Origin of the sequence: Rheinheimera sp., from assembly GCF_965283995.1 — a bacterium.
Classification (GTDB): Bacteria; Pseudomonadota; Gammaproteobacteria; order Enterobacterales; family Alteromonadaceae; genus Pararheinheimera.
Map to the genome: position 1 here is coordinate 1913280 of NZ_CBDIQG010000001.1, position 15707 is coordinate 1928986.

At 49.8% G+C, this 15707-nt stretch carries 8 protein-coding genes, 2 tRNA genes and 3 rRNA genes; 5 read left to right on the forward strand and 8 right to left on the reverse strand.

Annotated features, from left to right (window positions below; genetic code table 11):
- Nucleotides 1-147: 147 nt before the first annotated feature.
- Complete coding sequence (locus ACQ66Q_RS08810) at nt 148-1743, reverse strand: isocitrate lyase (RefSeq protein ID WP_430456447.1); 1596 nt, start codon at nt 1741-1743, stop codon at nt 148-150.
- A gap of 204 nt (nt 1744-1947) precedes the next feature.
- On the opposite strand from ACQ66Q_RS08810, the gene ACQ66Q_RS08815 reads away from it, so the two are divergent.
- Complete coding sequence (locus tag ACQ66Q_RS08815) at nt 1948-2886, forward strand: LysR family transcriptional regulator (RefSeq protein WP_430456448.1); 939 nt, start codon at nt 1948-1950, stop codon at nt 2884-2886.
- A 101-nt stretch (nt 2887-2987) separates the two neighbouring features.
- Here ACQ66Q_RS08815 and aceB read toward each other — a convergent pair whose 3' ends face one another.
- A complete protein-coding gene (gene aceB / locus ACQ66Q_RS08820; protein ID WP_430456449.1) occupies nt 2988-4580 on the reverse strand; it encodes a malate synthase A in 1593 nt (530 codons plus the stop codon).
- Between the two features lie 178 nt (nt 4581-4758).
- On the opposite strand from aceB, the gene ACQ66Q_RS08825 reads away from it, so the two are divergent.
- Nucleotides 4759-5451: a DUF2726 domain-containing protein gene (locus ACQ66Q_RS08825; protein ID WP_430456450.1), complete on the forward strand. Its 693-nt coding sequence runs from the start codon at nt 4759-4761 to the stop codon at nt 5449-5451.
- Nucleotides 5452-5655: 204 nt separating this feature from the next.
- A complete protein-coding gene (locus ACQ66Q_RS08830) occupies nt 5656-5847 on the forward strand; it encodes a hypothetical protein (protein ID WP_430456451.1) in 192 nt (63 codons plus the stop codon).
- 251 nt (nt 5848-6098) lie between these two features.
- On the opposite strand, the gene ACQ66Q_RS08835 is transcribed toward ACQ66Q_RS08830, so the two are convergent.
- The 6 genes from ACQ66Q_RS08835 to ACQ66Q_RS08860 form a co-directional block, all read right to left on the reverse strand.
- Nucleotides 6099-6734, reverse strand: coding sequence for a hypothetical protein (locus ACQ66Q_RS08835; protein WP_430456452.1), 636 nt, complete (start codon nt 6732-6734; stop codon nt 6099-6101).
- Between the two features lie 907 nt (nt 6735-7641).
- Nucleotides 7642-7756, reverse strand: a 5S ribosomal RNA gene (rrf, locus tag ACQ66Q_RS08840).
- An 82-nt stretch (nt 7757-7838) separates the two neighbouring features.
- A 23S ribosomal RNA gene (locus ACQ66Q_RS08845) occupies nt 7839-10721 on the reverse strand.
- A 202-nt stretch (nt 10722-10923) separates the two neighbouring features.
- Nucleotides 10924-10999: transfer RNA gene (locus ACQ66Q_RS08850), tRNA-Ala, on the reverse strand.
- Between the two features lie 13 nt (nt 11000-11012).
- Nucleotides 11013-11089: transfer RNA gene (locus ACQ66Q_RS08855), tRNA-Ile, on the reverse strand.
- Between the two features lie 86 nt (nt 11090-11175).
- Nucleotides 11176-12700 (reverse strand): 16S ribosomal RNA (locus ACQ66Q_RS08860).
- The 16S, 23S and 5S rRNA genes sit together here with 2 tRNA genes alongside, the layout of an rRNA operon.
- A gap of 494 nt (nt 12701-13194) precedes the next feature.
- Between ACQ66Q_RS08860 and ACQ66Q_RS08865 the strand changes: the two genes are divergently transcribed.
- Both ACQ66Q_RS08865 and ACQ66Q_RS08870 read left to right on the forward strand, forming a co-directional pair.
- Entirely contained in the window at nt 13195-14517 is a 1323-nt protein-coding gene (locus ACQ66Q_RS08865) for a tetratricopeptide repeat protein (RefSeq protein WP_430456453.1), read from the forward strand.
- On the forward strand, nt 14507-15706 hold the full coding sequence (locus ACQ66Q_RS08870; protein ID WP_430456454.1) for a FecR family protein: 1200 nt from the start codon (nt 14507-14509) through the stop codon (nt 15704-15706). Before ACQ66Q_RS08865 ends, ACQ66Q_RS08870 begins: the two co-directional genes overlap by 11 nt.
- Nucleotide 15707 lies beyond the last annotated feature (1 nt).

The window sequence follows — 15707 nt, forward strand, 5'->3', positions numbered from 1 at the left end:
ATTTTCGGTGTACCGTACTTCCTGTACATAAAAAAAGGCAGCCAATCTTTGGCTGCCAACAGTCGATTCACCCGACCACGTAAAACACTTTTCAGCAATTGCCGGCAACCTGTCTACAGTTACCGGCCGGTTACAAATCAGCGCCCCTCAGAACTGATTCATGGTGTTATCTTTACCGGCGGCCTTTAACGCTGCTTCCCCGGCAAAGTATTCTTTGTGGTCATCGCCGATATCCGACCCTGACATATTCTGGTGTTTTACGCAGGCGATCCCCTGACGGATCTCCTGACGCTGGACGCCTTTAACATACCCCAGCATACCCGCAGCCCCAAAATACTCTTTGGCCAGATTGTCGGTCGACAGAGCCGCAGTGTGATAGGTCGGCAACGTAATCAAGTGATGGAAGATACCGGCACGTTTGGCACCATCCGCCTGGAAGGTTCTAATCCGTTCGTCAGCTTCCTGAGCCAGTGCTGTGGTGTCGTAATCGACACTCATCAGCTTGGCGCGGTCATAAGCAGCAACATCTTTGCCCTCCGCCGCCCAGGCATCAAATACCTGCTGACGGAAATTCAGTGTCCAGTTAAACGACGGGCTGTTGTTATAGACCAGCTTGGCATTCGGTACGACGGCCCGGATCCGGTCAACCATCTCGGCGATTTGGCCAACGTGTGGTTTTTCCGTTTCAATCCACAGTAAGTCTGCGCCATGCTGCAACGAGGTAATACAGTCCAGTACTACGCGGTCAACTCCAGATCCAGCTTTGAACTGAAACAGGCCGCTGGCCAACCGTTTTGGTTTCAGCAGTTTGCCATTGGCTTTTACTACAACATCACCATTTTGAATGTCAGCTGCGCTTTGGATGTATTCACCATCTAAAAAGCTGTTATACAAGTCGCCCAAATCACCCGGCTCGTTGGTCACCGCAATTTGCTTGGTCAAACCGGCACCCAATGAATCCGTGCGTGCCACGATAATGCCGTTTTCGATGCCAAGCTCCAGAAAAGCGTAACGAACAGCGTTAATCTTCGCGAGGAAATCAGCATGGGGCACTGTGACTTTACCGTCCTGGTGACCACATTGTTTTTCATCCGACACCTGGTTTTCAATCTGAATGGCGCAGGCGCCAGCTTCGATCATTTTCTTCGCCAGCAAGTAGGTTGCTTCGGCATTACCAAAACCAGCGTCAATGTCCGCGATGATCGGCACGACATGCGTTTCAAAATTATCGATCTTCGCCAGGATCTCCGTGACTTTGCTTTGCTGGTCTGCAGCACGGGCGGCATCCAGTTCACGGAATAAACCGCCTAATTCACGGGCATCCGCTTGTTTTAAAAAGGTATACAGCTCTTCTATCAGCGCCGGTACCGCCGTTTTTTCATGCATCGACTGATCAGGCTGTGGCCCGAACTCGGAACGCAGTGCGGCAATCATCCAACCCGACAGGTACAGATAGCGTTTTTTCGTACTGCCAAAATGTTTCTTGATAGCAATCAGTTTCTGCTGACCAATAAAGCCATGCCAGCAACCCAATGATTGGGTGTAGCTTGCGCTGTCGGCATCGTATTCGGCCATGTCACGGCGCATGATATCTGCGGTGTACTGAGCGATTTCCAGTCCGCTGTTAAATCTGTTCTGCAGTTGCATCCGTGTCGCATATTCAGCGCTGATTGCATTCCAGGCGCTGCCATTGGCTTTGACACTTTGTTCCAGTTGCTGGACTTTCTGTAAGTAGGCTGACATCACTGCATCCTCATCGGGTTCGGGCTGTTGGGTTCGTTCCTTATACAGCTCTGCAGAACTTCTTGTGCCCTGCGCTGTTGCGTTTCACTATAGGTTTCAAGAAAGCGATTCATCCAGTTGATTTTTCTGATGCTCATCATTCATTATATGAATATTCAAACGACAGCATCTGCCGTCACTACAACCATTTCTCGGGGGGATTTGATGAATATCAGCAAAATCGACTTAAACCTGCTGGTCTATCTGGATATGTTGCTCAGGGAGAAAAATGTCACCCGGGCCGCCAATCAGCTCAACATCACCCAACCGGCGATGAGCAATGGCCTGAAGCGTCTGCGCGACTTGCTGAATGACCCGATCCTGGTGCGCACCTCAGACGGCATGGTGCCAACAGAGCGTGCCAAAGAGCTGGCACCTGTCGTGCGCGGTGTATTGCTGACTCTTGAGGAAACCCTACAGCCCAACAAAGAATTTGAGCCTGTGCACAGCCATCGGGTGTTTCGTATTATGGCCAGCGATTATGCGGCCTCAACGCTGATCCCGGCCCTACTGAAGCGTTTGCGAGCACAAGCGCCAGGTACTTCGCTGGATATCATGACGCCGTCTGATGTGACCTTTCATGATGTGGAAAACGGTAAAGTGGATATGGCGATTAACCGCTTTGACCAACTCCCGCAGTCATTCCACCAAAAAACTATCTGGAAAGATGCATTTGCCTGCCTAGTACACAAGCAAAACCCGATTTTGCAGAACTTCAATTTAGATACCTATCTGAAAGGACAGCATATTTGGGTCAGCAAAACCGGTTTTGGTGTTGGGGTTGGTATGGATCCCGCGGATGTACAGAAACTGGGTTGGGTGGACGAAGCATTAGCGAAATTTGGTAAACAGCGCAACATCAGCGTATTTACCCGCAACTATCATGTAGCTATGCACCTTGCTGTCGAGACAGATTTAATCGCAACCTTGCCGTACCGTGCAGCGATGCTGTACCGCAACGATACCAGCATGCAGGTACTGGATCCGCCATTCCCTATTCCATCGATTGAACTGAAGATGATTTGGAGCCCGTTGCTGCATCAGGATGCCAGCCATATCTGGCTGCGCCGGCTCATTGTCGAAATTGCGGAAGAATTGAGTTAGAACAGAAGTAAACACAAAGCTTCTGTCACCGGATCTTTGTGCTGACGTCATATCGCGAATAAAAAAAGAGGGGCGGTTGGGATGCCCCTCTTTGCTTCGGGTTACACTAAAAGCTCATACGCTGGCAGGGTTAGGAAGTCCACCAACTCATCAGCTGTGGTGATACTTAGCAATAAAGCCGCGGCTTTGTCAAAGGATTGTTGTTGCCACTGTTCAATACCAACTTCAGCCCGCACCACGTCACACTCTTCTGCCAGCATCGATGTGAATAAGGCTTTGGTAATTAACTGCCCGTTTGACAATGACTTACCATGTTTTATCCATTGCCAGATCGAGGTGCGGCAGATTTCTGCAGTCGCAGCATCTTCCATCAGACCGTAGATGGGCACACAACCTTTGCCACTGATCCAGGCGGCAATATATTGCAGTGCGACCCGAATATTAATCCGCATCCCGGCTTCCGTGCGCTCCCCTTCACTGGGTTGCAGCAAGTCCGCGGCCGTAATCGGGGCATCCTGTTCGCGCAATACATGGAGTTGATTCGACTTGTCTCCTAGCTTGGCATCGAATACTGCATTGGCTGTTGCCGCCAGACCCGGATGTGCCACCCAGGTGCCGTCATGACCATTATTCGCTTCCAGTGATTTATCTGCCGTCACTTTTTGCAGAATAGCTGTATTAGCTGCCGGATCTTTGGCGGGGATAAATGCCGCCATTCCGCCCATTGCCAACGCACCGCGTTGATGGCAGGTTTTAATCAATAATCTGGAGTAAGCGCTTAAAAACGGCTGATTCATGGTTACAACTTGCCGATCTGGTAGAACGCGGTCAGGATGATTTTTTAAAGTCTTGATATAGCTAAAGATATAATCCCAACGACCACAGTTCAGCGCCACTATATGATCTTTCAGACTATACAAAATCTCATCCATTTCAAACACGGCCGGCAAGGTTTCGATCAGCACAGTGGCGCGAATAAAGCCAATAGGCTGCTGGAAACGGGCTTCCGTAAACCGAAATACCTTATCCCACCAAGCCGCTTCTTTATGGCTTTGTAGTTTTGGCAGGTAGTAATACACACCTGTACCTTTTTGCTTGCGGATCTGATAGTTATGGAAAAAATATAGGGCGAAATCGACCAATGAGCCCGGGACTTGGACACCATCAACCTCAAGATGACGCTCCCATAAGTGCAAGCCGCGCACCCTCGCAATCAACAGCGCCGGATTGTCGCGAAGCGCATATTGCTTCCCGGATTGCGGGTCGCTGTAATGAATAGTCCCCAAATTGGCATCTCGCAGATTGATTTGACCCTCAATGACGCCATTCCAGCTGGGGGCCTGCGAATCTTCAAAGTCGGCCATAAAAACTTTTACATCGGCATTGAGTGCATTGATGATCATTTTACGGTCGACCGGGCCAGTGATTTCAGTACGGCGGTCCTGTAAATCGGCAGGGATCGGTGCCACTTTCCAGTCGCTTTGGCGAATATGGCTAGTTTCAGGCAGAAAGTCTGGCAATCCACCCTGATCATAGACTGCCTGCACTTGCTGACGTTGTGCCAGCAGCTGCTGCAGTTCAGGCCGGAACTCCTTTACCAGATCCGTCACAAAGCCACAGGCGGCTTCTGTCAGAATTTGCTGATATTCCGCATTAAGCGGACCTTTAATGGTCAATCCTGCGCAAATGGTCATCGGTGTTTCCTCTGGAGTTGGCTTAGCTGTGCGCTGCGACGCACTTTTATCACGTAAAACGGGCTAACAGTTGTTGCTGCACTATAGGCCGTTTTCATGCATCACAGCCATTAATGCTAACAATGGCTGGCATCACTGAATATTATGAGCCAATGCATCGCACCACTAACTTTCTGGCATGACTTCTGCTTTACATCTGCACGGTACTTCGCCGTTTCTGCTGAACGTCAAAATTTTGTCTGAGGTGACTATGGAACTGATCATTTTGTTGCTGGTAGCGCTGGCTGTATTGGCTGCGTTGGTTGTAAACCGGTTTATTCATCATGGAAATCCATTTCCATTTCATAAGAAGACTCAGTTATTTACGCATATTGAGCGTTCATTTTTACACTTGCTGGAACGCGCTGTTGGTGGCCAATACAAAATTATTAATCGGGTAAAGCTGGCAGATATCCTCGAATTGAAAGACAACGCAGACAGCAAAACCCGACGCGCAGCGTCGCTTAAACTCAATGCAAAATACTTAGACTATGTGTTGTGCAATAACGATGACATGTCGATTGTCGCAGTGATTGACCTGGTCAACAATGCAAACAAAGACGGACACAAAGCCGTACCCGATTGGTTTGTCAGCGGTGCACTCGAAGCGAGTGGCATTCCATATATCCGCATGAAAATTAAAGCTGGCTACACAGTGGCCGATATACAACAAGGGCTCGCTGCGAAGCTCGGAAATATACCGATGGCAGCACCCCCAGTCGTCAAAGGCACAGTGAAAAAAGGGCCGACGCGCCCAGTCAGACCGCTGACACCAGCACTTCCTGCACAGACGATGAAACCGAATACTACGGCATTGGTCCAGATAGGCTGACCAAGTCCAACAGAACCTTGACGCTTTGGAAATATCATAAGTCACTCCTAGCGAAAAGCCCCCGGCCCCGTTTGCTGCAACAAACGGGGCTTTTTTATTGCTGTTTTGGCCTCCTTGCAGTTATTTACAAATGTTTATGAAGATGGCTCAAGCTGATAGCATTACTGCCGATAATTCTAAGGATGTAACGGCATGGGAGGAACTATGACTGAAAGCATCGGTAGCCTGGCTGTAAGTCAAAGCTACGAAATGTTGGGTGCTGCATTAGCAAAAACTCAGCAGAAACAAGAAGCTCAGATGACAATGCAATTAATACAAAGTGCAACAGTTGCAGCGCCAACGGCCACCGTATCTCCGGTTGGTAATCTGGGCAAAAATATCGATGTGATGGTTTGATAACAGCGGATCTGTCTATGCAGGTCCGCTTTTTATTCAGAGCTATATGTGCATCATGTGTGTTGCCCGTGGGATTATTATTAATTTCGTCGATGGTAAAGATTACAAGGTACGGATACCGATGATTCTGGATTGCAGTATAAATGTCTGCTACTGCTGCGGCGATACGCATCCAATATCACCGCTACCAGTAAAACTCTTCTGTACTTGTTCTGATAATTCTGATTTTACTACACGACGTTAAGCATTAATTATCTGGCAATTGCGAGTAAGGATCTGACCAGGTTCTGACGAAACTGCCAACCCCGAAGTAAAAGGTCCTGCCGCAGACCGAAATCACTGCTGTGTAGATATGTCATCGGTCTGTATTCAACCATAAACATATCTCGGTAAAGGATCTGGAAATCTAACCGTTTGCCATCCTGAAGTAAGCGTTTTGGTGTTCCCTTTGGTAGCTCAACATTAAACAAATAAGCCATTTTTTCGTGAGCTGGCAGGTAACCAGAATAAGAGCGATTTTTCAATTCACGTAGTTTTTTTGCTACATCAACGAGTTGCGCAATAAAACCAAACTTCTCTGACAACTCGCCAAATGGTTTTGACCAAGGTTTACGTAAGTTGGTCTGCTGACGAATCAATCCTGATTGTTGTTCAATCAATGCGATTAATAGCGATGTACATACACCTGTCTGCTTTACAACAAAATCAATATCCACTGCGTATTCAAGCATATGGGGTGAAAAGTGCTTCAAAAAGGGGGCCGAGCTAGGTTGTTCAGGATTTTCACAGCGATATTGAAATGCATCCGTAAATCGATTTTCATCGCTGAAGACAGTAAAAGTGGTGACTAACATTAAAAAAATCGCGTACCGAAACGTCCATTTCATGATATTTTCCTCAGTGGTTAGGATTAGCTCCGGAAATTTAGAACATTGCGGCAAGCGGCGTAGATTAATTTTCCTGTTATCACTTTTTTATCATTTTCATATCATTATTTTTCCTTGAACAGGGCCACACTGTCGTATATCAGATACTAATATGGAAACAAAAGTATCAATTTTACCGCCATTCTACTTACTCAACTTACACAACATTTACTCTGTCATACTCATCAGTTTAATTATGCTCAATGAATAATTTCCGGTCTTGGTCTCATAGAAGCCAAGTTCATTGACAACTTTCGCCCAATGAGGTGCCTTAATAGCTCGGGATTACTCGGTCGTTGTGTGTCAGCCAGACGATTGCACAATTGTGTGCAGTTCTAAAGCCAACCCCTTCGCAGAGCTCAGGGCGTTCAGACCGGCCAACGCCAAACTGTTGGCGTTGTCTGTTTCGGTCTTCACTGTACTACCTAGCATGGGATTGTCCCACTCGGGCAATAGACCGTCAGGATGCCATAAAGCAAAAGGCCCACTCGACTGAGTGGGCCTTTTGGCTTTATTGGGAGCCTTCATATCCCTCGCAGAGCTCGGGATTGCTCAATCGGCGTGAAGCCAAATTGTTGGCTTCACGAATTCCCGATTTCACTGTACTACCTCGCATGGGATTGCCCTGCTCGGGCAATATTCCGTCAGGATGCCATAAAGCAAAAAGGCCCACTCGACTGAGTGGGCCCTTTGGCTTTATTGGGAGCCTTCATATCCCTCGCAGAGCTCGGGATTGTTCCGTCGGAAGAACGCCAAACTGTTGGCGTTCTTAAATCCCGCCGTCACTGTACTACTCTGCGCTCAGTAAACCGCCGGATTCTAAATACAAAAAACCCCGCTCTCTGAGCGGGGTTCTTTTGTATTGGGAGCCTGGCGGTGTACTACTCTCGCATGGCAACTGCCACACTACCATCGTCGCAGCTGCGTTTCACTTCTGAGTTCGGAATGGATTCAGGTGGTTCCACAGCGCTATTGCCACCAGGCAAAAACTGTTTGTCTGTCTTTAACTAAGTAAGCTGATCATTCGTTTCACAACAACACGCGCTAAAACAACTTGGGCGTTGTATGGTTAAGCCTCTCGGGCAATTAGTATGAGTTAGCTTAACGTGTCACCACGCTTCCACACCTCACCTATCAACGTTGTGGTCTCCAACGACCCTTATGTGTGCTCAAGGCACAAGGGATGACTCATCTCTTGGCCGGCTTCCCGCTTAGATGCTTTCAGCGGTTATCCGTTCCGAACGTAGCTACCGGGCAGTGCCATTGGCATGACAACCCGAACACCAGCGGTTCGTTCACTCCGGTCCTCTCGTACTAGGAGCAACTCCAATCAATCATCCAACGCCCACGGCAGATAGGGACCGAACTGTCTCACGACGTTCTAAACCCAGCTCGCGTACCACTTTAAATGGCGAACAGCCATACCCTTGGGACCGACTTCAGCCCCAGGATGTGATGAGCCGACATCGAGGTGCCAAACACCGCCGTCGATATGAACTCTTGGGCGGTATCAGCCTGTTATCCCCGGAGTACCTTTTATCCGTTGAGCGATGGCCCTTCCATACAGAACCACCGGATCACTAAGACCTACTTTCGTACCTGCTCGACGTGTCTGTCTCGCAGTTAAGCTGGCTTCTGCCTTTGCACTAACCGTACGATGTCCGACCGTACTTAGCCAACCTTCGTGCTCCTCCGTTACTCTTTAGGAGGAGACCGCCCCAGTCAAACTACCCACCAGACACTGTCCGCAGTCCCGATTAGGGACCTACGTTAGAACATCAAACATACAAGGGTGGTATTTCAAGGACGACTCCATCAGAACTGGCGTTCCAACTTCATAGTCTCCCACCTATCCTACACATGTAGGGTCAATGTTCAGTGCCAAGCTATAGTAAAGGTTCACGGGGTCTTTCCGTCTAGCCGCGGGTATACGGCATCTTCACCGCAATTTCAATTTCACTGAGTCTCTGGTGGAGACAGCCTGGCCATCATTACACCATTCGTGCAGGTCGGAACTTACCCGACAAGGAATTTCGCTACCTTAGGACCGTTATAGTTACGGCCGCCGTTTACCGGGGCTTCGATCAAGAGCTTCGCTTGCGCTAACCCCATCAATTAACCTTCCGGCACCGGGCAGGTGTCACACCCTATACGTCCTCTCTCGAGTTTGCAGAGTGCTGTGTTTTTAATAAACAGTTGCAGCCAGCTGGTCACTGCGACTCTCCGATGCTTACAGAGCAAGTCTTTCACATTAGAGAGCGTACCTTCTCCCGAAGTTACGGTACTATTTTGCCTAGTTCCTTCACCAGAGTTCTCTCAAGCGCCTTGGTATTCTCTACCTGACCACCTGTGTCGGTTTCGAGTACGGTCAACAGTACCTGAAGCTTAGAGGCTTTTCCTGGAAGCGTAGCATCAGCAACTTCACCACCGTGGTGGCTCGTCTCGTATCTCAGCATTAAGGAACCGGATTTACCTAATCCCTCTGCCTACGTACTTTCACATGGACTACCAACGCCATGCTTGCCTAGCTTTCTCCGTCCCCCCATCGCAGTACTGTCGGTACGGGAATATTAACCCGTTTCCCATCGACTACGGCTTTCGCCCTCGCCTTAGGGGCCGACTTACCCTACCCTGATTAGCATGGGATAGGAACCCTTGGTCTTCCGGCGGGGGAGTTTTTCACTCCCCTTATCGTTACTTATGTCAGCATTCGCACTTCTGATACCTCCAGCAGACTTCACAATCTACCTTCGCAGGCTTACAGAACGCTCCTCTACCACTTGCACATAATGCAAGTCCACAGCTTCGGTGCATGGTTTGAGCCCCGTTACATCTTCCGCGCAGGCCGACTCGACTAGTGAGCTATTACGCTTTCTTTAAAGGGTGGCTGCTTCTAAGCCAACCTCCTAGCTGTCTATGCCTTCCCACATCGTTTTCCACTTAACCATGACTTTGGGACCTTAGCTGGTGGTCTGGGTTGTTTCCCTTTTCACGGCGGACGTTAGCACCCGTCGTGTGTCTCCCGAGTAGTACTCATTGGTATTCGGAGTTTGCAAAGGGTTGGTAAGTCGGGATGACCCCCTAGCCTTAACAGTGCTCTACCCCCAATGGTATTCGCTCGAGGCGCTACCTAAATAGCTTTCGAGGAGAACCAGATATCTCCCGGCTTGATTAGCCTTTCACCCCTATCCACACGTCATCCCCTAATTTTTCAACATTAGTGGGTTCGGTCCTCCAGTTAGTGTTACCCAACCTTCAACCTGCACATGGATAGATCGCCGGGTTTCGGGTCTACGCCTTGCAACTATTCGCCCAGTTAAGACTCGGTTTCCCTACGGCTCCCCTATTCGGTTAACCTCGCTACAAAACGTAAGTCGCTGACCCATTATACAAAAGGTACGCAGTCACCCCACAAGGAGGCTCCCACTGCTTGTACGTACACGGTTTCAGGTTCTATTTCACTCCCCTAACAGGGGTTCTTTTCGCCTTTCCCTCACGGTACTGGTTCACTATCGGTCAGTCAGGAGTATTTAGCCTTGGAGGATGGTCCCCCCATGTTCAAACAGGATGTCTCGTGTCCCGTCCTACTCGTTTTCATTCATAACAACGCTTCGTGTACGGGGCTATCACCCTGTATCGCTCATATTTCCAGATGATTCCACTGCATTGCTATCAACTTAAGGGCTAGCCCCCTTTCGCTCGCCGCTACTAAGGGGATCTCGGTTGATTTCTTTTCCTCGGGGTACTTAGATGTTTCAGTTCTCCCGGTTCGCCTCGTATGACTATGTATTCATCATACGATAGTGTGTAAACACACTGGGTTTCCCCATTCGGACATCTGTGAGTCTAACGTCTCTTACCGACTTCTCACAGCTTTTCGCAGGTTAGCACGTCCTTCATCGCCTCTGACTGCCAAGGCATCCACCGTGTACGCTTAGTCACTTAACCATACAACCCCAAATTGTCTTCGGTTCGTATGTTGTTGTGAGTAAGGTTCACAATAAAATTGTTGACCTTATTTATTACTTTCTATCAGCTTACCTAATTGTTAAAGAGCAGTATGAGCGTAAAGCTCAAATCACAACACACCGTGGTGCATTCTGATTTGAACTCAAACAGTTGTTTTCTTCGCTTATGATTTCACAAGGAATGGTGGAGTTAAGCGGGATCGAACCGCTGACCTCCTGCGTGCAAGGCAGGCGCTCTCCCAGCTGAGCTATAACCCCATACAGGCGATATTGGTTGGTCTGAGTAGACTCGAACTACCGACCTCACCCTTATCAGGGGTGCGCTCTAACCACCTGAGCTACAGACCAGCCGTAACCGCAATGGGTCTTACTGTTTGCTCTACATGACAATCAATCATCTGTGTGGACACTTCGTTAAATCTGTTCGCTTTTGGTAAGGAGGTGATCCAACCCCAGGTTCCCCTAGGGTTACCTTGTTACGACTTCACCCCAGTCATGAATCACAAAGTGGTAAGCGCCCTCCCGAAGGTTAAGCTACCTACTTCTTTTGCAACCCACTCCCATGGTGTGACGGGCGGTGTGTACAAGGCCCGGGAACGTATTCACCGCAACATTCTGATTTGCGATTACTAGCGATTCCGACTTCACGCAGTCGAGTTGCAGACTGCGATCCGGACTACGATATGCTTTAAGAGATCCGCTCACTGTCGCCAGCTTGCCTCCCTCTGTACATACCATTGTAGCACGTGTGTAGCCCTACTCGTAAGGGCCATGATGACTTGACGTCGTCCCCACCTTCCTCCGGTTTATCACCGGCAGTCTCCCTAGAGTTCCCGACATAACTCGCTGGCAACTAAGGATAAGGGTTGCGCTCGTTGCGGGACTTAACCCAACATTTCACAACACGAGCTGACGACAGCCATGCAGCACCTGTCTTACAGTTCCCGAAGGCACCAAAGCATCTCTGCTAAGTTCTGTAGATGTCAAGAGTAGGTAAGGTTCTTCGCGTTGCGTCGAATTAAACCACATGCTCCACCGCTTGTGCGGGCCCCCGTCAATTCATTTGAGTTTTAATCTTGCGACCGTACTCCCCAGGCGGTCTACTTAATGCGTTAGCTGCGCTACTCACGGTACAAGACCACGAACAGCTAGTAGACATCGTTTACGGCGTGGACTACCAGGGTATCTAATCCTGTTTGCTCCCCACGCTTTCGCACCTGAGCGTCAGTGTTGTGCCAGGGGGCCGCCTTCGCCACTGGTATTCCTCCAAATCTCTACGCATTTCACCGCTACACTTGGAATTCTACCCCCCTCTCACACACTCTAGTTTTCCAGTTTCAAATGCAATTCCCAGGTTGAGCCCGGGGCTTTCACATCTGACTTAAAAAACCGCCTACGTGCGCTTTACGCCCAGTAATTCCGATTAACGCTTGCACCCTCTGTATTACCGCGGCTGCTGGCACAGAGTTAGCCGGTGCTTCTTCTGCGAGTAACGTCAAAATTAGCAGCTATTAACTACTAACCCTTCCTCCTCGCTGAAAGTGCTTTACAACCCGAAGGCCTTCTTCACACACGCGGCATGGCTGGATCAGGCTTGCGCCCATTGTCCAATATTCCCCACTGCTGCCTCCCGTAGGAGTCTGGACCGTGTCTCAGTTCCAGTGTGGCTGATCATCCTCTCAAACCAGCTAGGGATCGTCGCCTTGGTGAGCCATTACCCCACCAACTAGCTAATCCCACGTAGGCGCATCCGATAGCATGTGGCCCGAAGGTCCCACACTTTGGTCCGTAGACATTATGCGGTATTAACAGTCGTTTCCAACTGGTATCCCCCTCTATCGGGTAGCTTCCTACGCATTACTCACCCGTCCGCCGCTAGGTCCGAAAACCCCGCTCGACTTGCATGTGTTAGGCCTGCCGCCAGCGTTCAATCTGAGCCATGATCAAACTCTTCAATTAAAAGTTTTTTGCTGCCGAAACAGCTGCTCAGTTTACTGACTAAATAAATTGACTATATAGTCACTCAACTGAAGATTTATTCGTATCATGCGATACATCTTCAACGAGTGCCCACACAGATGATTGATTGCTAATTGTTAAAGAGCTGCCGTTTTACTTAACGGCGAAAGTCGTTGTTAATCAACCACTTTCAGAATCTTTGGCGTTTAACTTCTTCGTTTCCGAATCCGTCGTCGCTGTCGATGGAGCGCATTATAGAGAGATCAGAATCGATCACAAGATCTTTTTGACAGAATGATGATCGTTTGATGGTTTTTTCACCGAAACCGTGTTTTTTGCTGTTTTCCTGTACGATCCTGGGCAAAAATTGCCAGATCCGGCAGGATCTTTCTGGATCTCTGGGCATCAGGAAAAATATCCCCGCTTGGTTTTCCCATCTGAAAGTTAAAGTCTAGACTTCGAGAACCCCTCAGCTTTTAGCAAAAGCACTCACAATGACACACAAACATCTGCACCACCGGCTGGTTTGGTGGTTCGCGTTATTGATGTTACTTCCGGTGATGGCACGGGCCAGCACTCCAGAGTCACTCGCTAAACTGGAAGCATTGCTCAGGCAACAGGATTATCCGACGGCCTGGCAGCAAGCGACTGAGCTACTAACATCGCAAGAAGGTGAACCCAGGTTCGACTATTTATATGCTTTGGCAGCACGAGGTACCGGTCATTTGCATCAGGCGGTGTTTGCGCTGGAGCGGGCTTTACAATCGGAGCCACAATCAGTCGACATCCGCCTCGCTCTGGCGGTCAGCTATTTCGAACTCGGCAATTTACCCGCGGCTGAACGCGAGCTCCGGCAGCTGGAAAAAACCGCCTTGCCGGAAGATGCCAGCCGTCTGGTACATAACTATCTGCAGCGTATCAGTTCGCAGCAAGACCCCTCACAGGGCTACTGGCAAAACTGGCTACAAATAAATGCCGGTAGCGACACAAACCCTAATAGTGGTGTCGACGACGAGTTTGTATTGATCCCGTTGCTCGGCCAGGTCCGGCTATTTGAACAAAGCCGGGAACAAAGCAGCAGCTTTACTGAATTGCAGGCACAGCTGAACTGGACCCTGCCGCGTGACCAGCATTCCGCATTTTATCTGTCGGCAGCATTACTGCATGGTACATATAGTGAAGAAAGTGTGTTCTCCCGCACCTACGCCAGTGCAGTCGCCGGCTATCAGACCCGCTGGCAAGGTTACAAGCTTTTGGCAGAGCTGTTTTACCGGCCGATCCGGCTGGATGGTGATAGTTATCTGGATTATCAGGGTATCAAAACGACCATCAGTCGGCCGATCAATACGACGACTGAGTTGGGTCTCGATCTGACCTATGCCCGGCAGCGCTACACAACACTGCTCGCACTGGATAAGACTCACCTGCAGGCTGAGAGCTGGCTCAGCACCCGCAGTGGTAAGGCTGAGCATAAATTTCACTTACGCTGGGGCCAGGAAAACAGTGATGTACGCCGCACCGACTTCAACAGTCGCGACTATCTCGGATTAGGTTATCGCTGGCAACAAATGCTGAGCGACCAATGGCTCAGCAATCTGTCGCTGGATTATCTCAGTGGCGCCTATGATGAACCGCACCCTTTGTTTGCTGAACTGCGGGACGACAGCTACTACAAGGCCGAGCTGGAGCTAAGCTACAAATTCGACGAGGATTGGCGCGTGCTGGCCACGCTCAGCCATCTGCGTAATAACAGTAGTATCGCTATCTACCAATATCGTCGCAGCCGCGGCGGCATAGGAGTCCGTTATGCATTCTAGATCCGGCGGATATGTTCATGACGTCATCCTGATGTTGTTACTCACTACATTTGTGCTGTTTACGAGCCCAGGTCAGGCCGAAGAACAAGTAACCACAGCAGAACCAGCCGGCAAAACTATCATGGCGCGCGGCCGGGTCGACGCCAAAGCAGACTTGCAAATAAGACCGTTGCAACGACTGTCACCGGTATATCCCATTGACGTGGTCAGTACCGGAACGGACAGCAGTAGTCAGTTACGGATGACTGATGGCGCATTACTGTCGATACAGGCGGACACCACATTAGCGATCAACAATTATCAGGTCGATGCTGGCAATGCCAGCAGCACAGTGACAATGGAACTGCTCAAAGGTGGCCTGCGCACTATTACCGGGACCTTACCTAAAGCCGGTCAATCCTACGAACTGAATACGCCAGTCGCCAGTATTGGCGTCCGCGGCACACATTATGAAGCCAGATTGCAGCAGGGTGATCTGTATCTGGCAGGCTGGGACGGCATTATTGATATCCATGTCACGGTTCCAGGCGCAAATCAGCGTTTTTCATTAGGCCCGACTGAGCCTTTCCGGTTTGCCATTGTGCGAGCCGACGGTGCAGTCGAATTTCTGATCCGTGCCCCAGCATTATTCGCCGTCGGTCAAACGCTGACGCTGACCGGCGCGCCCGAATATGCCGGTCAATTTGCGTCACCGCCTGACCATGCTAATCACAGTAAACAATGGTCTGGCAGCGGGATACTGGCAGCTGATGCCAGCGGCCGGGATTTTTATGACAACGAGCAGCTGACCGCCGGCTGGGGTTTGCAGCCGATGGACACCATCAGCCGCAGCGGCACTGTGAGTTTCGATCATCTGAGTAGCCACAGTTTCATTAGCAGCGCGGGCCCTCTGTCCGATCTCAGCATGTCGATGCAAGTTGATTTTGATAACGCCTGGGTGCCGGCCGGCCAATTGTCTTTTAGCGATGCAGGTGGCGAGTGGTTTGCAGTGTTCAGTGGCGTGTTTGGTCGTCAGTCGCTGGATCTCAGTATTCATGTCGCCAGTCACGGCAATCAGTTGGCGAATGGGAGTCTCAGTGGCCTGCTGATTAATGACGCCAATGCCGTGCTGGGTAATCTGAGTTTGTATGAACTCGAGAATCCGACAATACGGCTCGATGGCGGTTTTGTGCTGACCGAACAGCCCTGAG